18 protein-coding genes are annotated in these 22,357 nt (G+C 70.6%); 9 read left to right on the forward strand and 9 right to left on the reverse strand.

The features are described from left to right. Window positions 1-15: 15 nt before the first annotated feature. A complete protein-coding gene (gene leuS / locus FDF13_RS12180; RefSeq protein ID WP_137319876.1) occupies window positions 16-2,889 on the reverse strand; it encodes a leucine--tRNA ligase in 2,874 nt (957 codons plus the stop codon). 279 nt (window positions 2,890-3,168) lie between these two features. Here leuS and FDF13_RS12185 point away from each other — a divergent pair, with 279 nt between their 5' ends. Then, a complete protein-coding gene (locus FDF13_RS12185; protein WP_137319877.1) occupies window positions 3,169-4,995 on the forward strand; it encodes a long-chain fatty acid--CoA ligase in 1,827 nt (608 codons plus the stop codon). A 42-nt stretch (window positions 4,996-5,037) separates the two neighbouring features. Here FDF13_RS12185 and FDF13_RS12190 read toward each other — a convergent pair whose 3' ends face one another. After that, window positions 5,038-6,096: an FUSC family protein gene (locus tag FDF13_RS12190; protein WP_137319878.1), complete on the reverse strand. Its 1,059-nt coding sequence runs from the start codon at window positions 6,094-6,096 to the stop codon at window positions 5,038-5,040. Window positions 6,097-6,247: 151 nt separating this feature from the next. Here FDF13_RS12190 and FDF13_RS12195 point away from each other — a divergent pair, with 151 nt between their 5' ends. Further along, the gene (locus FDF13_RS12195) at window positions 6,248-7,288 is read left to right on the forward strand and encodes a glutathione S-transferase family protein (RefSeq protein WP_137319879.1); all 1,041 of its coding nucleotides are present in this window, start codon (window positions 6,248-6,250) and stop codon (window positions 7,286-7,288) included. Window positions 7,289-7,374: 86 nt separating this feature from the next. On the opposite strand, the gene FDF13_RS12200 is transcribed toward FDF13_RS12195, so the two are convergent. Then, window positions 7,375-7,827: a hypothetical protein gene (locus FDF13_RS12200; RefSeq protein WP_137319880.1), complete on the reverse strand. Its 453-nt coding sequence runs from the start codon at window positions 7,825-7,827 to the stop codon at window positions 7,375-7,377. 40 nt (window positions 7,828-7,867) lie between these two features. Beyond that, on the reverse strand, window positions 7,868-8,569 hold the full coding sequence (locus tag FDF13_RS12205; protein WP_254668796.1) for a DedA family protein: 702 nt from the start codon (window positions 8,567-8,569) through the stop codon (window positions 7,868-7,870). Window positions 8,570-8,718: 149 nt separating this feature from the next. On the opposite strand from FDF13_RS12205, the gene FDF13_RS12210 reads away from it, so the two are divergent. From FDF13_RS12210 to glpK, 6 genes are all read left to right on the forward strand, one after another. Beyond that, window positions 8,719-9,762, forward strand: a complete 1,044-nt coding sequence (locus tag FDF13_RS12210; RefSeq protein ID WP_137319881.1) for a YhjD/YihY/BrkB family envelope integrity protein — start codon at window positions 8,719-8,721, stop codon at window positions 9,760-9,762. Continuing rightward, window positions 9,759-10,382 (forward strand): DNA-3-methyladenine glycosylase, encoded by a 624-nt coding sequence (locus FDF13_RS12215; RefSeq protein ID WP_137319882.1) that lies wholly within the window; start codon window positions 9,759-9,761, stop codon window positions 10,380-10,382. The genes FDF13_RS12210 and FDF13_RS12215 overlap by 4 nt, the downstream gene beginning before the upstream one ends. Next, window positions 10,379-11,122, forward strand: a complete 744-nt coding sequence (locus tag FDF13_RS12220) for a fructosamine kinase family protein (RefSeq protein WP_137319883.1) — start codon at window positions 10,379-10,381, stop codon at window positions 11,120-11,122. Before FDF13_RS12215 ends, FDF13_RS12220 begins: the two co-directional genes overlap by 4 nt. An 18-nt stretch (window positions 11,123-11,140) precedes the next feature. Beyond that, a complete protein-coding gene (locus tag FDF13_RS12225) occupies window positions 11,141-11,452 on the forward strand; it encodes an antibiotic biosynthesis monooxygenase (protein WP_137319884.1) in 312 nt (103 codons plus the stop codon). 131 nt (window positions 11,453-11,583) lie between these two features. Beyond that, complete coding sequence (locus FDF13_RS12230) at window positions 11,584-13,026, forward strand: glyceraldehyde-3-phosphate dehydrogenase (RefSeq protein WP_137319885.1); 1,443 nt, start codon at window positions 11,584-11,586, stop codon at window positions 13,024-13,026. 3 nt (window positions 13,027-13,029) lie between these two features. Then, window positions 13,030-14,523 carry a glycerol kinase GlpK gene (glpK, locus tag FDF13_RS12235; protein WP_137319886.1) on the forward strand — a complete coding sequence of 498 codons (1,494 nt, stop codon included), beginning with the start codon at window positions 13,030-13,032 and terminating at the stop codon, window positions 14,521-14,523. A 4-nt stretch (window positions 14,524-14,527) separates the two neighbouring features. Here glpK and FDF13_RS12240 read toward each other — a convergent pair whose 3' ends face one another. From FDF13_RS12240 to FDF13_RS14855, 3 genes are read right to left on the reverse strand one after another with little or no spacing between them, the layout of a single operon-like run. Then, window positions 14,528-15,490: a D-2-hydroxyacid dehydrogenase gene (locus FDF13_RS12240; protein WP_137319887.1), complete on the reverse strand. Its 963-nt coding sequence runs from the start codon at window positions 15,488-15,490 to the stop codon at window positions 14,528-14,530. Beyond that, window positions 15,423-17,210: an MDR family MFS transporter gene (locus FDF13_RS12245; RefSeq protein ID WP_137319888.1), complete on the reverse strand. Its 1,788-nt coding sequence runs from the start codon at window positions 17,208-17,210 to the stop codon at window positions 15,423-15,425. The genes FDF13_RS12240 and FDF13_RS12245 overlap by 68 nt, the downstream gene beginning before the upstream one ends. Next, window positions 17,207-17,884 carry a TetR/AcrR family transcriptional regulator gene (locus FDF13_RS14855; protein WP_175406965.1) on the reverse strand — a complete coding sequence of 226 codons (678 nt, stop codon included), beginning with the start codon at window positions 17,882-17,884 and terminating at the stop codon, window positions 17,207-17,209. The genes FDF13_RS12245 and FDF13_RS14855 overlap by 4 nt, the downstream gene beginning before the upstream one ends. 178 nt (window positions 17,885-18,062) lie before the next feature. On the opposite strand from FDF13_RS14855, the gene FDF13_RS12255 reads away from it, so the two are divergent. Beyond that, complete coding sequence (locus FDF13_RS12255) at window positions 18,063-19,019, forward strand: 2-hydroxyacid dehydrogenase (protein WP_175406966.1); 957 nt, start codon at window positions 18,063-18,065, stop codon at window positions 19,017-19,019. 74 nt (window positions 19,020-19,093) lie between these two features. Here FDF13_RS12255 and dnaG read toward each other — a convergent pair whose 3' ends face one another. Beyond that, window positions 19,094-21,070 carry a DNA primase gene (gene dnaG / locus FDF13_RS12260; protein ID WP_137319891.1) on the reverse strand — a complete coding sequence of 659 codons (1,977 nt, stop codon included), beginning with the start codon at window positions 21,068-21,070 and terminating at the stop codon, window positions 19,094-19,096. After that, window positions 21,070-22,356 (reverse strand): deoxyguanosinetriphosphate triphosphohydrolase, encoded by a 1,287-nt coding sequence (locus FDF13_RS12265; RefSeq protein WP_137319892.1) that lies wholly within the window; start codon window positions 22,354-22,356, stop codon window positions 21,070-21,072. Before FDF13_RS12265 ends, dnaG begins: the two co-directional genes overlap by 1 nt. Between the last annotated feature and the right edge of the window lies 1 nt (window position 22,357).

The following is a 22,357-nucleotide window of genomic DNA, read 5'->3' on the forward strand; positions in this document are numbered from 1 at the left end:
ACCGGTGTTACCGCGTCAGGCGTCGGGCACGATGTTGACGAGCTTCGGGGCGCGCACGATGACCTTGCGGACTCGCGCGCCGTTGAGCGAGCGCTGCGCGCCCTTCGAGGCGAGCGCGAGTGCCTCGAGCTCGTCGGCGGCGATGTCCGGGGCGACCTCGAGCCGCTCGCGCACCTTCCCCTTGACCTGCACGACGCAGGTCACGGTGTCGGGCACCAGATAGCGCTCGTCGTGCACCGGGAACGGCACGTAGGTGATCGTCCCGGTGTGGCCGAGCAGCTCCCAGATCTCCTCGCCGAGGTGCGGGGCGAGCGGGGCGAGCATGACGGTGAGGGGCTCGATCACCTCGCGCGGGGCGACGCCCACCTTGGTCAGGTGGTTGGTGAGCACGATGAGCTTGGCGATCGCGGTGTTGAACCGCAGGTGCTCCATGTCCTCGCGGACCCCGGCGATCGTGCGGTGGAGGACCGCCCGGGTCGCATCGTCGGCCGGTTCCTCGGTCACGCGCGAGGCCCCGGTCGCCTCATCGACGACGAGGCGCCACACGCGCTGCAGGAAGCGCTGCGCGCCGCTCACCGCGCGGGTCTCCCAGGCACGGGACTGCTCGAGCGGACCCATCGACATCTCGTACACCCGGAAGGTGTCCGCGCCGTACTCGGCGTACATCTGGTCCGGGGTCACCATGTTCTTCAGCGACTTGCCCATCTTCCCGTACTCGCGGGAGACCTGCTTGCCCTCGTACCAGAACGTCGACTCGGAGCCCTCGACGCGCTCCTCGACCTCCTCGGCGGGCACATAGGCGCCGCGCTCGTCGGTGAAGGCGTAGGCCTGGATGTAGCCCTGGTTGATGAGCCGGTGGAACGGCTCGAAGGAGCTCACGTGGCCGAGGTCGAACAGCACCTTGTGCCAGAACCGGGCGTAGAGCAGGTGGAGCACGGCATGCTCGACGCCGCCGACGTAGAGGTCGACGCCGCCGGACTCGCCCGGGGCGTCCGGTCCCAGCCAGTAGGCCTCGTTGGCCGGGTCGACGAGCTTCTCGTCGTTGTGCGGGTCCGCGTAGCGCAGCTGGTACCAGGATGAGCCGGCCCAGTTGGGCATGGTGTTCGTCTCCCGGCGGTACACCTTGGGGCCGTCGCCGAGGTCGAGCGTGACGTTCACCCAGTCGGCATTGCGTCCCAGCGGCGGCTCGGGCTCGCTGTCGAGGTCGTCGGCGTCGAAGGTGCGCGGGGAGAAGTCGGGCACCTCGGGCAGGTCGACGGGCAGCTGGTCGGCGGGCAGCGCGATCGGCGTGCCGGCCTCGTCGTAGACGATGGGGAACGGCTCGCCCCAGTAGCGCTGGCGGGAGAACAGCCAGTCGCGCAGGCGGTACTGCGTGGTCGCCCGGGCCAGGCCCTTGCCCTCGAGCCAGGCGAGCATGCGGTCCTTGGCCTCGTCGACGGATGAGCCGTCGAGGTCGATCTCCGCGTTCCGCGAGTTGATCTTCGCGCCCTCGCCCGTGTAGGCGGAGTCCTCGTCGTGACCCTCGGCCGGCTGCACGGTGCGGATGTAGGGCAGGCCGAAGGCGCGCGCGAAGTCCCAGTCGCGCTGGTCCTCGGCCGGCACGCCCATGACCGCGCCGGTGCCGTACCCCATGAGGACGTAGTCGGCGACGAACACCGGCATGGACTCCCCCGTCGCGGGGTTGGTCACCGAGGTGCCGGTGAACACGCCGGACTTCTCACGGCTCTCCTGCCGCTCGACCGGGGTGAGGCGGGCGGCCCGCTGCTGGTAGGCGGCGACCGCCTCGGCCGGGGTGGCCGCTCCCCCGCGCCAGGATTCCGGCACGTCCGCGGCGTAGGACTCCGCGGTCACCGCGTCGACGAGCGGGTGCTCGGGGCTGAGCACGAGCGAGGTCGCGCCGAACAGGGTGTCCGGGCGCGTCGTGTAGACCTCGAGCGGGAGGCCGCCGGGGCCGTCGAAGGCGAGCACGGCACCGGTCGAGCGGCCGATCCAGTGGCGCTGCATGTGCTTGACCGCGGCCGGCCACTCGACGGTGTCGAGGTCGTCGGCCAGCCGGTCGGCGTACGCGGTGATCCGCATGTTCCACTGCTTGAGCCTGCGGGTGTAGACGGGGAAGTTGCCGCGCTCCGAGCGGCCCTCGGCGGTGACCTCCTCGTTCGCGAGCACGGTGCCCAGGCCGGGGCACCAGTTGACCGGGGCTTCGGAGATGTAGGCGAGGCGGTGCTGCTGGAGCACGGCCTCACGGGCCGCTGCGTCGAGCTCCGACCAGGGTGAACCGGTGCCGGTGTCGCGGCCGGCCTCGAACTGCGCGACGAGCTCGCTGATCGGGCGCGCGCCGCCCTGTCCGTCGCGCGCCTCGGGGTCGTACCAGGAGTCGAAGATCTGCAGGAAGATCCACTGCGTCCACTTGACGAACTCCGGGTCGGTCGTCGCGAAGGTGCGGGCGTCGTCGTGCCCGAGTCCGAGCCGCCGCAGCTGCCGGCGCATGTTCGCGATGTTCTCCTCGGTGGTGACCCGCGGGTGCTGGCCGGTCTGCACCGCGTACTGCTCCGCCGGCAGGCCGAAGGCGTCGTAGCCCAGCGAGTGCATGACGTTCTTGCTGAGCATCCGGTTGAATCGCGCATAGACGTCGACGGCGAGGTAGCCGAGCGGGTGCCCGACGTGCAGCCCCTTGCCCGAGGGGTAGGGGAACATGTCCATGAGGTACACCGGCTCGAGGTCGGCGGCGCGCACGCCCCGGGGCACCTCGGTGAGATCGCCGACGGGGTTGGGCGCCGCGAAGGTCCGGTTCTCCTGCCACCGCTGCTGCCACTTCGTCTCGATCCGTCCGGCGAGCTCCGCGTCGTAGCGGAAATCGACGGGATCGGGCTGCTCGGCGGCAGAGGTCATGGGTGTCCTTTCACAGGCGGATCAGGGGCCCCTCCATGGTACGCCCTGGCCCCCGTGGCTGCGAGGCGACGGCACGGCGGCGATCGCCGGTAGGCTACCAGTCAGTAGCCGCGCGTCTCGGCGGCGGTCCCGGTTCGAGCCGGGCGGAAGTATGGAGAAACGGCAACGATTCCGCACCGGACTCCCACCGGGCTCCGCGATCCGCACTAGGATCGAGGGGACGCCCGCACGCCGAGTCCGTGGCCGTCCGCACCGGTCGCAATCGAAGGAGACTTGCACATGACAGCGAACACCATGGTCCAGTCGGTCACGCCGATCGAGGGATTCGTCCTCGACACCACCTCGTCGACCACCGACATCCTGCTCGCCCGGGTCGCCGTCGACCCGCAGGCGCCGCTCCTCGCCAAGCCCGCCGGCGACGGCTGGACCGAGGTCACCGCGCAGGAGTTCCTCGACGACGTCAGGTCCGTCGCGCGCGGGCTCATCGCCAAGGGCGTGGAGCGCGGCCAGCGGGTGGGACTGTTCGGGCAGACCGCCTACGAGTGGACGCTGGCGGACTACGCGATCTGGTACGCCGGCGGCGTCACCGTGCCGTTCTACGAGACCTCGTCGGACGACCAGCTCATGTGGATGATCGAGGACGCGGAGGTCACCTGCGGCTTCGTCCAGTCCCAGGAGCACGCGCAGCGGATCGTGCGGGCCACCGAGGGCCGCGAGGCGACGATCTGGGTGTACGACGGCGCCGGCCTCGCCGAGCTCCGCGCCGCCGGGGATTCGGTGTCCGAGCAGCAGCTCGAGGAGCGCCGCGCCTCCGTCACCTCCGAGGACATCGCGACTCTGATCTACACCTCGGGCACCACGGGCAAGTCGAAGGGCTGCGTCCTCACCCACGCCAACTTCGTGCAGACCGTGCAGGCCTCGGCCCACCAGCTGCCCGAGGTCGCCCGCCCCGGTGCGCGCTGCCTGCTCTTCATCCCGCTCGCCCACGTGTTCGCCCGCTTCATCCAGGTGCTCACCATCAGCACCGGCGGTGTGCTCGCCCACAGCGCGGACCTCACCAAGCTCACCGACTCGCTCGCCTCGTTCAAGCCGAACTTCATCCTCGGCGTGCCGCGCGTGTTCGAGAAGGTCTTCAACTCCGCGCTCGCCAAGGCCGAGGCCGGCGGCAGGGGCAAGATCTTCCGCCGCGCCGAATCCGTCGCCGTCGCCTACTCCCGCGCCCTCGACACCGGCTCCGTGCCGCTCGGCATCCGGGTCCAGCACGCACTGTTCGACCGCCTCGTGTACTCGAAGCTCCGCGCGGTCATGGGCGGCGAGGCCACCCACGCGGTGTCCGGGGGCGGGCCGCTCGGCGAGCACCTCGGCCACTTCTTCCGCGGCATCGGGCTCACCGTGCTCGAGGGCTACGGGCTCACCGAGACCACCGCGCCGATCACCGTGAACATCACCGCGAACTCGAAGATCGGCACCGTCGGCGTGCCGCTGCCGGGCTGCGCGATCGCGATCGCCCCGGACAACGAGATCCTCGCCAAGGGCGTGAGCGTGTTCCGCGAGTACTGGAAGAACGAGAAGGCCACCGCGGAGTCGTTCGTCGACGGCTGGTTCGCCACCGGTGACATCGGCGAGCTCGACGCCGACGGCTACCTCCGGATCACCGGCCGCAAGAAGGAGCTCATCGTCACCTCGAGCGGCAAGAACGTCGCCCCGGCGCCGCTCGAGGACCAGCTCCGCCGCCACCCGATCATCGCTCAGCCGGTGGTCATCGGCGACAACCGGAAGTTCATCTCCGCACTGGTGTTCCTCGACCCGGAGATGCTCCCGGCGTGGCTCGAGAACAAGGGCCTGCCGGCGATGTCGCTCGAGGAGGCCGCCGGGCACGAGCGCGTGCAGCAGGCGGTGTCCCGCGCGATCGAGCGGGCCAATCAGACGGTGTCCAAGGCCGAAGGGATCAAGGAGTTCCGGATCGTGCCGAACGAGCTGTCGGAGCAGAACGGCTACCTGTCGGCCAAGCAGTCGGTCAAGCGCCACCTCATCGACCGCGACTTCACCGAGGTCATCGAATCGATCTACTCCACCGACACGCGACCCGGCACCACCGGCGCCTGACGCCGGGAGCCATCTGCGCCCGCACGGGGCGGCCGCACGGACTCAGATCCGCGCGGCCGCCCCGTCGGCGTTGCGCCGTCGGGGCTCCTGCCAGGTCACCGCCGCACCGGTGCCGGCGAGGACGAGCACGAGGGCCACGGCACCGCCGATCGTCGTGTCGAGCACCCGGTGGCTGAGGATGAGCGACACCGGCGCGGGGACGGAGAGCTGCCCGACGAGCAGCGCGAGCGGCGTGATGAACAGCAGCGCGAACCAGTACACCTGGCCGACGAAGAGCTCCGCGAGCACCTGGCACACCGCGGCGACGACGATGGTGGCCGCGATCGAGGACTCCGCGAGCAGGATCAGACCGGTGACGACCACCCCGACGGCGGTGCCGAGGACCCGGTGCGCGATCCGGGTGACCTGCCGGGGTGCGTGCGGGCGGGGCATGCACGCCGCGACCGCGACCGCAGCCCAGTAGGAGTGGCTGAGCCCGAGGCCCGCGGCGAGCAGGAGTGCGGTGACCACCCCGAGCACGGTCTCACCCGCGTGGAGCCACACGACAGGATCGCGCAGCGCGGCCGGTGTGCGGGTGACCTTCCGCAGCTGCTGGAGGTGCCGCCGGTGCCCGCCCCGGACTCTGCGCGGCAGCCACCCGAGGAGCGCGACGAGCACGCAGAAGATCACCGTGCCCGCCGACAGCGCGAACCGGGGCCAGAAGTCCCCCGCGGTGAGCGGGATCGAGGAGATCACCGCGAAGGCGAAGACGAAGAACACCGAGCCGAACGGCACCCAGCCCATGACGGAGGACAGCACGACGCCGAGCCCGGAGACGATGATGAGCCCGATCACCGTCGCGATCGGCGGGCCGCCGAGCAGCGCGACGAGCATCGCCGCGGCGATGATGAGGAGGAACGTCGCGCCGGCGGTGCTCACCGTGACCCAGCGGGAGCGGTAGGCCTCCGAGCGGCCGTAGAGGGAGGTGAAGGCGGCGAAGGCGACATAGGCCGACAGGTGCGGGACGCCGGCGAGCAGCAGGGCGAGCAGCGGCACGAGCACGCAGATCCCGGCGCGCAGCCCGGCCTCGACGTCGAGGCGGCCGAGCGACCTCGGCCACATCCAGCCCGGCCCCGCACCGCACCGGATCGTCTCACATCCGCGGCCCCGGGTGCATATGACAGGATGAACGCAGACCGGCGCACCGCTGCCCGGGACACCCTCGAGGCGGCACCGGAGTCACCAACACCCCAGTCAGCGACAGGAGGGCACCGTGGACGCGGAGCACGACACCAAGGGCAGCTACGTCACCAAGGGCCAGGAGTTCAACCGGGACACGAACTACATCACCGACCGGATCCTCGACGATCCGCAGGCCGAGTGGCCGGTCGAGGCCGGCCGCTACCGGCTCATCGCCGCGCGCGCCTGCCCGTGGGCGAACCGCACGATGATCGCCCGCCGACTCCTCGGCCTCGAGGACGCGATCTCGATCGGCATGCCCGGCCCCACCCACGACAAGCGCTCGTGGACCTTCGACCTCGACCCGGACGGGCGCGACCCGGTGCTCGGCATCGAACGCCTCCAGCAGGCGTACTTCGCCCGGTTCCCCGACTACCCGCGCGGCATCACCGTGCCGGCGATCGTCGATGTGCGCAGCGGCGAGGTCGTGACGAACGACTACAACCAGATCACGCTCGACTTCTCCGCGCAGTGGCGCGGCTTCCAGCGGGAGGGCGCACCGGACCTCTACCCGGAGGCGCTGCGTGCGGAGATGGACCCGCTCATCAAGCTCATCTTCACCGAGGTCAACAACGGGGTGTACCGGTGCGGCTTCGCCGGTTCGCAGGAGGCCTACGAGAAGGCCTTCGACCGACTGTTCACCGCCCTCGACACGCTCGAGGACCGGCTCGCCGACCGGCGCTTCCTCATGGGGGATGCGATCACCGAGGTCGACATCCGCCTGTTCACCACGCTCGTGCGCTTCGATCCGGTCTACTACTCCCACTTCAAGTGCAACCGCAACCGGCTCAGCGACTTCGAGAACCTCTGGGGCTACGCCCGGGACCTCTACCAGACGCCGGGCTTCGGCGACACCGTGGACTTCGAGCAGATCAAGGAGCACTACTACATCGTCCACACCGACATCAATCCCACGCAGATCGTGCCGATCGGCCCGGACCTCTCCGATTGGCTCAGCCCGCACGGCCGCGACGAGCGGTTCGGCGGCTCGCCGTTCGGGACCGGCACCCCGCCCGAGGCGCCGCTCCCCCACGACACCGTGGACCCGGCGCACACCGCGGCCGCCTGGACCTGAGCCGCGCGCTCATCACCTGGGTCTCGTACTCACCGTGGGGCCCTGCACTCCCGGTGCCGGGCCCCACGTGTGTCGTACCGTTCCCGTCAGCTCGGTGGTGGCGGGGTGCGAGCGGCGCGTCGCGCACGCAGCTGCCGGACTGCGGACCACACTGCGATCAGCAGCGCGAGGACCGCTCCGAACGGCAGGACGCTGTTGCCGATCATGATGATGATGAGCGCACCGAAGGCGTTGTATCCGGTCGCTGACAGGAGATCGGTGAGGTTCACGATCGCACCGAGCAGAGTGGGCCCCGCGACGAGGAGGAACACGAATCCGAGAACGAGCGCCACTCGCGGTTCCGGGACGAGCAACCACGCTCCCACAGCTCCCGCCGCCACGGCGAGGACTCCCAGAGCGATCCCAATCGGTACCGTCTCCACGACGCCGACTCCGGACTCCATATACCCGATCAGCACGATTCTGCACACGAGGTAGCCCACCGCTGAGACCAGCAGGGCGGCGTACCTCGCGATCGCTGTGAAGCTCTGCGTGCTCATCGTCCGTCCCCGATCCTCGCTGACCGTGGTCCGATCCCGCTCAGCGCGCCTCGGGGCCCTCGGCCTCGATCTGCTCGGTGAGGTGCTTCTCCCTCCGGTTGCGGCGGATGCGGCGGGTCACCCACCACACGACGGCGATGACGATGACCGCGATGACGATCTTCTGGAAGACGCCCGCGTAGTTCTCCACCACGTGCCAGTTCTCGCCGAGCAGGTAGCCGGCGACGACGAAGATCGTGTTCCAGATCGCGCTGCCGGCGGTGGTCAGCGCCATGAACAGCCACAGGTTCATCTTCTCCACACCGGCGGGGATGGAGATGAAGGAGCGGAAGATCGGCACCATCCGACCGAAGAACACCGCGGCCTGACCGTGGCGCTCGAACCACGCGACGGTCTTGTCGATGTCGTCGATGTCGACGAGCGGGATCTTCGAGGCCCAGCGGCGCAGCCGGTCGAGGCCGAACACGTAGCCGATGTAGTACAGCGCGATGGCGCCGACGAGCGAGCCGATGGTCGCCCACACGATCGCCGCGACGAGGTTCATCGACCCCTGGGAGGCGGTGAATCCGGCGAGCGGCAGGATGAGCTCGCTGGGGATCGGCGGGAAGATGTTCTCGAGCGCCACCATGAGGCCCACGCCCACGGCACCGAGGCTCTCCATCACCGAGACCACCCAGCCGGTGAAGCCGGTGAGCGCCTGTCCGGACCCGGCGGCCGCGATCGTCGTCACGTCTGCAGTCATGCACGACAGCCTAACGACCCGGTGACAGCTCCCCCTCCAGGCCACGTCCAGGGCGACGGGGCTCCCCGGGTACGATCGTGGGTGCAGTACAGTCGGATCCGCAGCCCCGCATGCCGAATGTCGAGTGACGAGCAAGGAATATTGAGGACATGGAATCCAGCGAACGCCTCCTGACGAATTCGCAGTCGGCCGCGAAGGCGGGCGGCGGCTTCATGCGCAAGCCTGCCGTGCGCCACCTCATGGCGACGGTCGAGCGCTTCAACCTGCGGCTCGGCAACCAGTTCGGCGCGGCGATCACGTACTTCCTCGTCCTCGCCCTCATCCCCACGCTGATGTTCGCGTTCGCCGCCCTCGGCTTCGTGCTCGACGTCGTGCGCCCCGAATGGGTGGGCACGATCACCGATTTCCTCGAGGACGCCGCACCCGGGCAGGACGCCCTCGTCGAGATGCTCCAGAACTTCCTCGACAACTGGCAGGCCGTCGGCCTCGTCGGTGTGCTGTCGGCGCTCTACACCGCGCAGGGATTCATCGGCAACCTCAAGGACGCGATCCGCGCCCAGCTGCGCAGCGAGATGGGTGCCAAGCCGCAGGAGAACTTCATCGTCCGCACGGTGAACAACATCGTCACCCTGCTCGGCGTCCTCGTCGGCGCCGCGATCACCATCGGACTCACCGTGATCGGCACCGGCCTGCAGACGACGATCGTCGACTGGCTCGGCCTGCCCGGCTGGGTCACCCCGGTCCTCACCATCACCCCGATCCTCATCACGCTCGCGATGTCGTGGCTGATCTTCATGTTCATGTTCACGATGATCCCGGTCACCCCGATCCCCAAGCGCACCCGCATGCTCGGCTCCCTCATGGGCGCCGTCGCCCTCACCGTTCTCCTCAACCTCGCCACCCTGCTCATCGACCTGTTCTCCGGCTCGCCCACCGCCGCGCTGTTCGGGCCCGTCATCGCGATCATGCTGTCGATGAACGTGTTCGCCCGCATCATCCTCGTCGTCGCCGCCTGGATGGGCACCGCCGACGACCAGCCGATCTTCGGCGAGATCCCGCCCGCGCCCCGGAAGTACGAGGAGAAGCAGGAATCCGAGCTCGGTGCTTCGATCCTCGCGCTCGGCGCGGGCGCCGGCCTCATCGCGCTCACCATCCTCGGCTTCAAGCGGATCAGCGACGACGAGGACGCGTGATCGACCGGGCCTTCTTCGACCGGCCGGTCCTCGAGGTCGCGCCGGAGGTGCTCGGCGGGGTCCTCACCCGCCGGCAGCCCGGTGTCGAGCCGGTGTCGATCAGGATCACCGAGGTCGAGGCGTACGACGGCCGGATCGACCCCGCCTCCCACGCCTACCGCGGTCGGACCCGCCGCAACGCCACGATGTTCGGCCCGCCCGGCCACCTCTACTGCTACTTCATCTACGGCATGCACCACTCGCTCAACATGGTGTGCGAGGCCGCCGGCGCCCCGACCGGTCTGCTGCTGCGCGCCGGCGAGGTCACCGCTGGCCATGAGCTCGTGCGCGCCCGCCGCTCCGTGCGGCGCCGCACCCCGCTGCGCAACCGCGACCTGGCGCGCGGGCCCGGCTGCGTCGCCCAGGCCTTCGGGGCGGGTCCGGAGACCGATGGCGCGGACCTGTTCGGCGGCGAATGGACCTTCGCGACCCCGCCGGCGCCGGTGGAGCATGTCACCGGCCCGCGCGTGGGGGTGAGCGGGGACGGCGCCGATCCCGCGGTGTTCCCCTGGCGGTTCCGGATCCCCGGCGACCCCACGGTGTCCGCGTTCGTCCCGGGCCGGAGGAAGGCCCGCCGATGACGTACCGCAAGTCCGCCTCCCACGTCCCCGACGGGTTCTTCGCCACCGAGGCCGCCGGACTCCGCTGGCTCGCCGAGACCCGGACCGTGCCCGTCGTCGAGGTGCGCGCGGTCCACGCCCACGCGCTCGACCTCGAACGGCTCACCGAGGTGCCGCCCACCCCTCAGGCCGCCCGCACCTTCGGTGCCGGGCTCGCCGCCCTCCACCGTGCGCCGTGCCCGCCGCACGGCACCCTGCCGCCGGGTGTCGAGCAGTACTTCTTCGGCCCGCTGTCCGAGCCGCTGCCCATCGACACCGCGATCTCGGAGTCGATGGGCGAGGCGAGCGCCGTGCGGCTCGCATCCCTCGCCCGCCTCCTGGACCCCGGCATCCCCGCACTCGGTGCGGTGATCGACCGGCTCGCCGCCGGGCAGTTCGACGACGATGCCCCGCCGGCCCGCCTCCACGGCGACCTGTGGGCGGGCAACCTCCTCTTCACCGAGGCCGGCGGCACGCTCATCGACCCGGCCGCGATCGCCGGCCACCCGCTCGTCGACCTCGCCATGCTCTCCCTGTTCGGCGCCCCGCACCTGCAGGACATCCTCGCCGCCTGGGAGGACGCCTACGGCACGGCGGAGCTCGGGGCCGATTGGCGCGAGCGCCTGGGCCTCCACCAGCTGTTCGGGCTCGCCGCCCATGCGGTGCTGTTCGGCGGCGGCTACCGGGAGTCCACCGCCCGGCTCGCCGAGCGCTACGCCTGAGATGAAAGGATGGAAGACATGACAGTCATCAAGATCAACGCCCTCACCATCCCCGCGGACACCGGCGACGAGATCGTCGCCCGGTTCGAGCCGGCGATCGGCCGGCTGCCGGACCTTGAGGGGTTCGTCCGGTTCCAGCTCCTCAAGCCCACCGACGGCTCCGAGCAGTGGTTCGTGCTCACCGAATGGGCCGACGAGGAGGCCTACGAGGGCTGGAAGGCCTCGCGGGCCTTCTCCCGCTCCCACGACTCCGGCGGCGACCGGCCGGCACCCGTCGCCACCGGCTCCCAGCTCCTCGAGTTCGTGCCGGCGCTGAGCATCGGCGGCTGAACCGCTCCGGCGCGACCGCTCGCCGCACCCGACCGCTCCGCGGGCCCGGGCGGACCCGCGCGGTCCGCATTCCTGGACACACCGGGTAAAATCGATGCGTATCCTCTGTTCGACGTTGAAGGGACCGACAGGTGACTGACCAGACCACTGCGAAGATGCAGGAGTGGGCGACCAAGCAGGACGCCGCAGAGAGGATGATCCCCGTCGTGGGCCGCCTCTACCGCAACAACGATGTGCTCCTCACGGTGTACGGCCGCAGTCTGCTCAACAAGTCGGTCAACGGCATCATCAAGGCCCACCGCTACGCCCGCCACTTCGACGGCACCGACCTCGACGTCGAGCAGACCCTCGCGATCATCGAGGGTCTCGAGAGCCTCAACCTCGGCTCCTGCGGGATCGACCTCGGCCGGCTCGCCGCCGCCCACCGCGAGGCCGGCGACACCGACCTCACCGCGTTCCTCCGTGAGCAGCTCGGGGATGCGATCGGCGGGGCGGCCGAGGACGAGCCCGCTCCCCGCGACGTCGTGCTCTACGGCTTCGGCCGGATCGGCCGCCTGCTCGCCCGGATCCTCATCGACCGCGCCGGCGGCACCGGGATGCGCCTGCGCGCGGTGGTGGTGCGCCGCGGCGGCGACAACGACATCGTCAAGCGCGCCTCCCTGCTCCGCCGCGACTCGGTGCACGGCAAGTTCGACGGCACCATCGTCGTCGACCAGGAGAAGAACACCATCCTCGCCAACGGCGTGCTCATCCAGGTGATCTACTCCGACGACCCCTCCTCCGTCGACTACACGCAGTACGGCATCACCGACGCGATCATCGTCGACAACACCGGCAAGTGGCGCGACGAGGCCGGCCTCCGCAAGCACCTCGCGTGCCCGGGCGCCTCCAAGGTGCTGCTCACCGCACCGGGCAAGGGCGACGTGAAGAACATCGTCTACGGCGTCAACAACGCCGACATCCTGCCCGAGGACACCGTCGTGTCCGCGGCCTCGTGCACGACGAACGCGATCACCCCGGTGCTCAAGGCGCTCAACGACGAGTTCGGCGTGCGCAACGGCCACGTCGAGACCGTCCACTCCTTCACCAACGACCAGAACCTCATCGACAACTTCCACAAGGGTGAGCGTCGCGGCCGGGCCGCCGGCCTCAACATGGTGCTCACCGAGACCGGCGCGGCGAAGGCCGTCGCGAAGGCGCTGCCGGAGCTCGCCGGGAAGCTGTCGGGCAACGCGATCCGCGTCCCCACCCCGAACGTGTCGATGGCGATCCTCAACCTCAACCTCGCGCGCGAGACCACGGTCGAGGAGCTCAACACCTTCCTGCGCGAGACCTCGCTCCACTCCCCGCTGCGCAACCAGGTCGACTACATCGCCTCCCCCGAGGTCGTGTCGAGCGACTTCGTCGGTTCCAAGCGCGCCGGTGTGGTCGACGGGCTGGCGACGATCGTCGACGGCGACCGGGTCGTCGTCTACGTCTGGTACGACAACGAGTTCGGGTACTCCTGCCAGGTCGTCCGCTGCATCGCCGACATGGCCGGGGTCGACACCCCGTCCTACCCCGCGCGCGCCTGAGCCATGGGTTTCGTCCTGGCGCTGGACGAGGGCACGACGTCCACCCGTGCGGTCATCTTCTCCGAGGATGGCCGCACGGCGGCGTCTCACACCGAGGAGTTCACCCAGCACTTCCCGGCCACCGGGCACGTCGAGCACGATGCCACGGAGATCTGGCGCACGAGCCGTGAGGTGATCGGCCGCGTCATGGGGTCCGCCCAGCTCACGCAGGGCGATATCACCGCGCTCGGCATCACCAACCAGCGCGAGACGACGATCCTGTGGGACCGGAGCACCGGCCGCCCGGTCCACCGGGCGCTCGTCTGGCAGGACACCCGCGGCGGTGAGCACGTCGCCGCACTCGCCGAGCACGCCGAGGAGATCCAGCAGATCACCGGGCTGCCGGTGAACACGTACTTCTCCGCGATCAAGCTGCTCTGGCTGCTCGACTCCGACCCCGGGATCCGCGAGCGCGCCGAGGCCGGGGAGCTCCTCTTCGGCACCGTCGACACCTGGCTGATTTGGAACCTCACCGGGGGCACCGACGGCGGGATCCACGTCACCGACCCGACGAACGCCTCGCGCACCATGCTCATGGACCTGCGCACCCGCACCTGGTCGGACCGGATGCTCGAGCTCACCGGGATCCCGGCGGCGCTGCTCCCGGAGATCCGGCCCTCGGTGGGCGCGTTCGGGCGGGTCGCGGGCCGGCAGCTGCTCGGCGGGGTGCCGATCACCGGGGTGCTCGGCGACCAGCAGGCCGCCGCGTTCGGGCAGTGCGCCTTCTCCCCCGGCGACACGAAGAACACCTACGGCACCGGCTGTTTCCTGCTGACGAACACCGGCGGGGACATCCGACGGTCCGAGCACGGGCTCGTGAGCACCGTCGCCTACGAGATCGCCGGTGAGGACCCCGTGTACGCGCTCGAGGGGTCGATCGCCGTCGCCGGCTCGCTCGTCCAGTGGCTGCGCGACTCCCTCGGCATCATCCGCACCTCGCAGGAGGTCGAGGAGCTCGCGGCGAGCGTCGAGGACTGCGGGGACGTGTACTTCGTGCCGGCGTTCTCCGGCCTGTTCTCCCCGCGCTGGCGCTCCGATGCCCGCGGCACGCTCGTCGGCCTCACCCGTTTCTCCACGAAGGCGCACATCGCCCGGGCTGCGCTCGAGTCCACCGCCTTCCAGACCGCCGAGGTGCTCACCGCGATGCGGGAGGACTCCGGGTTCGCGATCCGCCGGATCGCCGCCGACGGCGGGATGAGCGTCAACGACGCCCTCATGCAGTTCCAGGCCGATGTCGCCGACTGCGAGGTCGTCCGCCCCGAGCTCGTCGAGTCCACCGCGCTCGGGGCCGCCTTCGCCGCCGGGATCGGCGCCGGGGTGCACTCGGGCACCGCGGAGGTCGCGGCATTCGCCGTGCACCGCGAGTCGTGGACGCCGCAGATCACCGCGGACGAGCGCACCCGTGTTCTCGCACGCTGGGACCAGGCGGTGCAGCGCTCGCTCGGCTGGGTCGAGTGACTCCTCAGCCGGCCGCGTAGCCCTTCTCGACATCGACGGGGCTCAGCAGCGGCTCCCCTGCGAGCCAGCGGTCCCAGTTCGCCATGAACTGCTCGGCCAGCCGGTCGGTCCAGCCGTGCGTGTCACCGCTCATGTGCGCGGTGATCATGAGGTTCGGGCACGACCACAGCGGGTGCTCAGGCGGCAGCGGCTCGGTGTCGACGACATCGATCCCGGCTCCGGCGATCTCCCCGCTGTGCAGCGCGGCGGCGAGGTCGTCGGTCACCACGGTCGCGCCCCGGCCCACGTTGATGAGCCGGGCGTGCGGCGGCAGGGCGGCGAGCACCTCGGCATCGATGAGCCCGGTGGTCGCCGGGGTGAGCGGGGCGATGTCGATGAGCCAGTCGATGTCGCCCACGAGCCGCGGGAGCTCCGCGGAGTCGAGCACCTCGCCGAAGTCCGGGTCCCCGGACCGGGCGTGCGAGCCGGCTCCGCGCACCTCGACGCCGAGCGCGGTGAGGAGCCGGGCGGTCTCCCGGCCGATCGAGCCGGTGCCCACGACGAGCGCGCGGGAGCCGGCGAGGTTCTCCGTCTCCCGCCACTGCCAGGTGCGCTCGGCCTGGAGCTCGAGCGAGCCGGGGAGGTCCTTGGCGAAGCCGAGCATGAACGTGAGCACGAACTCCGCGATCGGCCGATCGAACACGCCGCGCGCGTTCGTCACCCGCACCCCGGATTCCCGCAGTGCGGGGAACATCAGGGAGTCGACCCCGGCGGAGGCGGCGTGGATCCACTGCAGCCGGTCGGCGGCAGTGAAGGCGTCGACGAGTGCCGGGGAGAAGAAGTCCCACATGAGGAGGACATCGGCGCCCGGCAGCGCCTCGGCGAGGCCGGACGCCTCGGTCCAGCGCACCTCGGCGGTGTCACTCAGGCGATCGAGCGCCGGCGGGCGCGGCCTGTGGGCTGCGGTGAGGATCGTCAGCACGGTCATCGTCGGCCTCCTGGGGGTCGTCAGCTCCCTCCACGGTAGCGCGCTCCGGGTCCGCGGCCTCGGTCTGCTCGGTGCCGTCGATCTGTTCGGCGCCGTCGGCCTGCTCGGTGAGCGGGACCACGCTGCGGTCGTCGCCGCGCTCGATCTTCGTCGCCAGCGGCCGCTCCTGGATGAACAGCACCGCGACGAAGCCGATGAGGACGAGCGGGCTGACCCACAGGAAGAGCGGCATGAGGGCGTCGTTGTAGGCGGTGACGACGAGCTCGTGGACCGGTCCCGGCAGCCCGGAGACGGCCTCCGGGGTGAGCCGGTTGGCCGTGGTCCCCGAGCCTGCGCCCGTGCTCGGCAGCGAGGTGGCGAGCTGGGTTATGAGGCGTTCGGTGAACATCGAGCCGATGACGGCCATGCCGAGGGTCGCCCCGATCTGGCGGAAGAAGTTGTTCGAGGCCGTGGCGGTGCCGACGACGGTGACCGGGAACGAGTTCTGCACGATGAGCACGAGGAGCTGCATGGTCAGTCCCAGGCCCAGGCCGAGCATCGCGAGGTGGACGACCGACCAGTAGGCCGGCGTGTCGGCCTGCATGAAGGACATGAGGACGAGGGAGCCGAAGACGCAGAGGAAGCCGAGGACAGGGTAGATCTTGTAGCGCCCGGTCTTCTCGACGACGAACCCGATCGCGGTGCCGAACACCAGCATCGTCGCCATCATCGGCACCATCATGAAACCGGCGACCGTGGCGTCGATCCCGTGGACCATCTGCAGATAGGTGGGCATGTAGCTCAGCACCCCGAACATCGCGACGCCGATCGTCAGACCCGCGACCGTGCAGAGCACGAAGTTGCGGTCCTTGAACAGCCACATCGGGATCACCGGTTCGCTCACCCGGCGCTCGACGAACACGAACGCGACCGCGGCGACGAGGGCGATCCCGACGAGCCCGATGATCTCCGGGGAGATCCAGTCGTACTGGTGGCCGCCCCATGCGGAGGCGAGGATGATCGCGGAGGTGAAGAGTGCGACGAGCGCCATGCCTGCGCCGTCGACCTTGGGCCGGACGGCGTTGTGGGTGCGCGGGATGCGGAGGAAGACGAGCGCGGAGATGATCGCGAAGATCCCGAGCGGGAAGTTCATCGCGAACGCCCAGCGCCAGCCGGGCCCTTCGGTGAGCCACCCGCCGATGAGCGGGCCGGCCACGGAGGACACGGCGAACACCGACCCCATGAAGCCCATGTACTTGCCGCGCTGGCGGGCAGGGACCACGGCGGCGATGATCGACTGCGCGAGGATCATCATGCCGCCGCCGCCGATCCCCTGTAACACGCGGCCGAGGATGAGCAGGGTCATGTCCTGGGCGATCATCGCGAGCAGCGAGCCGACCATGAACATGATGATCGCGAAGACGAAGAGCGGCTTGCGGCCGAACAGGTCGCCGATCTTGCCGTAGATCGGCATCATCACGGTGGAGGCGAGCATGAACGCCGTCGACACCCAGAGCATGAGGTCGACGCCGTCGAGCTCGCCGACGATCGTCGGCAGCGCGGTGGCGAGGATCGTCTGGTTGAGGGAGAACATGAACATCGCGACCATGAGACCGATGAAGAGCAGGAGGATCGCGGCGGTCGACATCTGCTCGCCAGCCGCGGGCTGCGCGGCGGGGCGGAATGCGGTCGGTGATCCGGGTGCGGCGCCGGCGCGGCCGGCGCGGGTGATGCGCTTCATGCGGTCGGGCCCTTCATGACGTCGAGGAACAGCTGGACGGAGCGGTCGAAGAGTTCGGGGTCATCGCCGGTGTCGGCGCCGGAGTCGTCGCGCTCGGCGAGTCTGCGCGCCGCGGCGCGCAGCGGGGCGCTGCACACGAGGACGATCATGTCGGCGATCGCCTCCGGGGACTCGGCGGTGTCGAACTCGATGTCGTGCTGCCGGATGCGGGTGGCGACGACCTCGGCGACCTGCGATTCGAGCTGCCGGTTCTTCTCGAACTGGCGCCCGAGCAGCTCGGGATGCTGGGCGAAGATGCGCCGCCGCGCGCTCGCCACCTCGTCGTCGTTGAAGGTGAGGAGGAACGCGGTGTGGAGGAGCCGGGCGACCTCGGAGGCGAGGCCCGCGCCGTCGACGGGCCCGACGAGGAAGTCGCCGATCTGCTCGTCGTCGAGCAGCCGGTCGGCGATCCCGACGATCGCGTCCTCCTTCGAGGCGAAGTAGTTGAAGAAGGTGCGCGTCGAGACCCCGGCCTCGGCCGCGATCTGAGCGATCGTGGCCTGATCGAGTCCGTGCGCATGCACCTGATTGACGGTGGCGACGTGGATGGCCCGCCGGGTGAGGCGGGCCTTGCGGTCGCGGAGCGATTCCTCCGCCGGTGCGGTGGGCGCGGCGGTGTCATGAGAGATGGTCACCCGACAAGTTTGCACCGTGTGCAAGTTTTCTTCAAGTGCATCTTTGCACGTCGTGCAGTGATCTGTCCCACCTGTGCCGCAGCGGACCGCCGCGTCCGCGGGCTGCGTGGCGCAGTGCATAATCGAGGTGGGTCGCCGATCGCGCGACCGCACCCGCGGAGCATCCCAGGAGGACGCAGTGAGCACAGTCATCTGGATCGGCGAGAAGGACCGGCAGGTCCTCGACATCCTCGACGAGGCGTTCGCCGCGGAGCCGCGCGCCACCCTCGTGATCCCGGCCGGGGACTCCCCCACCGATACCGAGCTCGCCGAGGCCGAGGCGATCCTCAACGGCGCCGGCACGATCTCCGCCGAGCTCATGGACCGCGCCCCGAAGCTGCGCATCATCCAGCGCGTGGGCGCCGGCACCGACGGCATCGACTTCGCAGCCGCGGCCGCCCGGGACGTCCTCGTTGCGAACCTCCCGGGCGCCAATTCCGTCGCCGTCGCCGAGCTCGCGATGGCCTCGCTGCTCGCCTGCGCCCGGCACCTGCCGGGCCTCGACGCGAACACCCGCCGCGGCGAGTGGACCCCCAACGAGTGGCTCGACCAGAGCTATGAGCTCGCCGGCCGGAAGGCCGCGATCATCGGGCTCGGCCACATCGGGCAGCTGCTTGCCCGGCGGATGAAGGCCTTCGACATGACGCTCGCCTACTACGACGTGTTCCGGCAGCCGGAGGAGGTCGAGCGCGAGATCGGGATCGAGTACACGGAGCTCGCCGAGCTCCTGCCCGGTGCCGACGTGCTCTCGATCCACGTCCCGCTCACCGCGGACACGCGCGGGATGATCGGGGCCGAGCAGCTCGCGCTCATGAGCGACACCGCGATCGTGCTCAACATGTCCCGGCCGGGGATCGTCGACGAGTCCGCGCTCGCCGAGGCGCTGCGGGCCGGCACGATCGCCGGCGCCGGCTTCGACGTGTTCTCCGGAGAGCCCGACATCGCCGGCAACCCGCTCCTCGACGCGCCCAACGTCGTCGCGACCCCGCACGCCGGTGCGCAGACGCGCGACACCGTCAAGCGGGTATTCACCAAGGCGCTCGCGAACGTCCTCACGCTCGCCGAGGGCGAGACCCCGCAGCACGTCATCGGCTGAGCCGAAACGGCAATTTCAGGAGGAATCTGTGAGCGATTCCGCCGAGAATTGCGATCCCGCGCCCGCCTGCGCTCTCACATGAGGGAGCGGAGGCGGGCGCGCTGCCGCTCGAGGATCTGCAGCTGCTCGAGCAGGCGGCCGCTCGTCGCCGCGTCGGCGGGATCGGCGCGCTGGAGCCGCGAGTGGAGCTCGTCGGCGATCCGCACCATGTCCTTGTCGAAGAGACGCGCGATGATCCCGCGCGCATAGCGCTCGACACCCGCGGCGTCCTGGGCCGGGAGCGGTTCGACGGCGAGGCGCCCGACGAGCCCGCGCAGCTGCTCCGGCGCGGCCTCGAGCACCTTCTCCGGCCAGCTCTCCGGGTCGGCGAGCCCGGCCCGGATGCCGCCGGCGGCGCGCATCGCGTCATGGACCCCGCGGTGGGCGGGATCGGTGAACACCTTGCCGTTGAGCCCGTCGAACAGGGTCGCGTTGACGAAGGTCGGCTGCTGGAGGGCGACCTGGAGCGCGCCGCGCTCGACGCGCAGCCCGGTGACGTCGACCGGTCCCCCGCCGAGCTCCTGGGCGTAGGCGTCGACGGCCGCAGCGGTCTCCGCCGGGGATTCGGTGGGTGCAGGCAGTCCGCCGCGCTGATCCCGTCCGCCCGGTCCCGCCGGTCCGGGACCGCCCGGGCCGCGCCCGGCCGCCGGATTGCGCCCGGCAGCGGGATTGCGACGTCCGTCGCCGCGGCGCTGCGCGGCACGCACGGCCTGGGCCACCTCGGCGGGATCGATGCCGATATGTCCGGCGACGAACCGTTCGTAGCCGGGACGCATCGCGGCGTCCCGGATCTGGGCGATGACCGGTGCGGCGGCGCGCACCGCCCCCACCCGGCCCTCGACGGTGCTGAGGTCGAAGCGGTCGACGCTCGAGGTCAGCGCGAACTCGAAGAGCGGGCGGCGCGAGTCGATGAGCTCGCGCACCGCGGCGTCCCCGTGGGCCTGCCGCAGGTCGCAGGGGTCCATGCCGGAGCGCTCGACGGCGACGTAGGTCTGGGCGACGAAGCGCTGGTCCTCCTCGAAGGCCTTGAGCGCGGCCTTGCGACCGGCCTCGTCCCCGTCGAAGGTGAAGACGACCTCGCCGCCGTGCGTCTGGTCGTCGCCGAGCAGCCGGCGGGCGATCTTGATGTGCTCTGCGCCGAACGCGGTGCCGCAGGTCGCGACCGCCTGCTCGACCCCGGCGAGGTGGGCGGCCATGACGTCGGTGTACCCCTCGACGATGACGATCCGCTTGGTGCGGGCGATCGCGCGCTTGGCGAGGTCGAGGCCGTAGAGCACCTGGTTCTTCCGGTAGAGCACGGTCTCCGGGGTGTTGAGGTACTTGGGCCCCTGGTCGTCGTCGAACAGGCGCCGGGCGCCGAACCCGATCGTGCGGCCGGTGACGTCGCGGATCGGCCAGACGAGGCGCCCGCGGAACCGGTCGTAGATGCCGCGCCGGCCCTGGCTGACGAGCCCGGAGGCGATGATGTCCTCGGTGACGTAGCCGCGGCCGCGCAGGTGGCCGAGCAGCGCGTCCCAGGACTGCGGGGCGAAGCCGACCCCGAAGGTCTGCTGCGCGTCCTCGCCGAAGCCGCGCTCGGCGAGGTAGGTCCGCCCGATCTCCGCGGCCGGGGAGCGCAGCTGCTCGCGGTAGAAGTCCGCGGCGACCTGGTGCATCTCGACGAGGCGCTGCCGGGTGCCTGCGGCCTCCCGATCCGGCCCGCGGCCCTCCTCGTACTGGAGTGCGACCCCGGTCTTCTCCGCGAGCCGCTCGACGGCCTCGACGAAGGTCATCCCGTCGATCTTCTGGAGGAACGCGAACACGTCCCCGCTCTCCCCGCACCCGAAGCAGTGGTACATCCCCACCTGGGGTCGGACGTGGAAGGACGGGGTGCGCTCGTCGTGGAAGGGGCACAGGCCCTTCTTCGAGCCGACGCCGGCGCTCTTGAGGGTGACGTACTCGCCCACCACCTCGTCGATCCGGGCGCGTGACCGGACCTCGTCGATGTCCTCGCGGCGGATCAGGCCGGCCACTAGAGCAGGCTCGCTTCGTCGGCCTGCATCCGGTGGTAGGCCGCCCAGGCGGAGTGGTCGGTGAGCGAGGCGACCTGGTCGACGACGACGCGCAGCCGTTCGGCGTCGGAGTCCGCCGCGCGGTGGTCGAGGAGGAACATCGTGTCCATCGCCTCGGGCCGTTCGCTGAAGTACCCGCCGAGCGTGGTGAGCACCCGGGCCTGGATGCGCTGCAGGCGCAGGCGGTCCTCGGCGACCATGACGGTGACGGTCGCCAGCCCTTTGAGGACGGCGATCTCGTGGCGGGTGGCCTCCGGCACGACGAGGTCGCCGTCGTAGCGGCCGAGCGGCTCCCAGCCGAACTCCTCGCGCGTCGCGGCCTCCGCGGCCCCGGCGAAGCGGCCGATGAGCTGGCTCGTCATGTGCTTGAGCCCGGCCTGCGAGCGACGGGAGCCGTCGTAGCGCTCGCGCGGCCAGTAGGCCGCCGACTGGAGCCGGTCGAGGGCGGAGATGATCTGCTCGTCGCGCGCCTCCGGCAGGTACCAGGAGCGGGTGATGTCGATGAGCCCGCCGAGCGCGTGGTCGTGGTGGTAGGCGAAGAGGTCGAGGTGGCCGGCGAACACCGCGTCCTCGACGTCGTGCACGGAGTAGGAGATGTCGTCGGCGAGGTCCATGAGCTGCGCCTCGATGCAGCGGCGCGTGTCGGTGCGCCCGTCGCGGAAGAACGCGAACACCGGCAGGTCGTCGGCGTAGGCGCCGAACTTCCGCAGCGGCGCCCCGGTGGTGGGCTTCACCGGCGCCTCGTCGCGCGACCAGGGGTACTTCGTGCACGCGTCGAGGGTCGCGCGGGTGAGGTTGAGGCCGGCCGAGGCGCCGTCCTCGGTGAGGACCTTGGGCTCGAGCCGGGTGAGGATCCGCAGTGTCTGCGCATTGCCCTCGAAGCCGCCGATGTCCCGGCACAGCTCGTCGAGCACGGTCTCCCCGTTGTGCCCGAACGGCGGGTGGCCGAGGTCGTGGCTCAGGCACGCGGTGTCGACGATGTCGGGGTCGCAGCCGAGGTAGCGGGCGAGCTCACGACCCACCTGGGCGACCTCGAGGGAGTGGGTGAGCCGGGTGCGCACGAAGTCGTCGCTGCCCGGGGACACGACCTGGGTCTTCGCCCCGAGCCGGCGCAGGCCCGAGGAGTGGAGCACGCGGGCGCGGTCGCGCTGGAAGGCCGAGCGGCGCGGGTTCTTCGCGGCCTCGGGCACCCACCGCTCCTGGTCGTGGGCGGAGTACTCGGCGAGGCCGCCCGGGATCCCCGTCATC

Source organism: Brevibacterium sp. CS2, from assembly GCF_005280295.1.
Classification (GTDB): domain Bacteria; phylum Actinomycetota; class Actinomycetes; order Actinomycetales; family Brevibacteriaceae; genus Brevibacterium; species Brevibacterium pityocampae.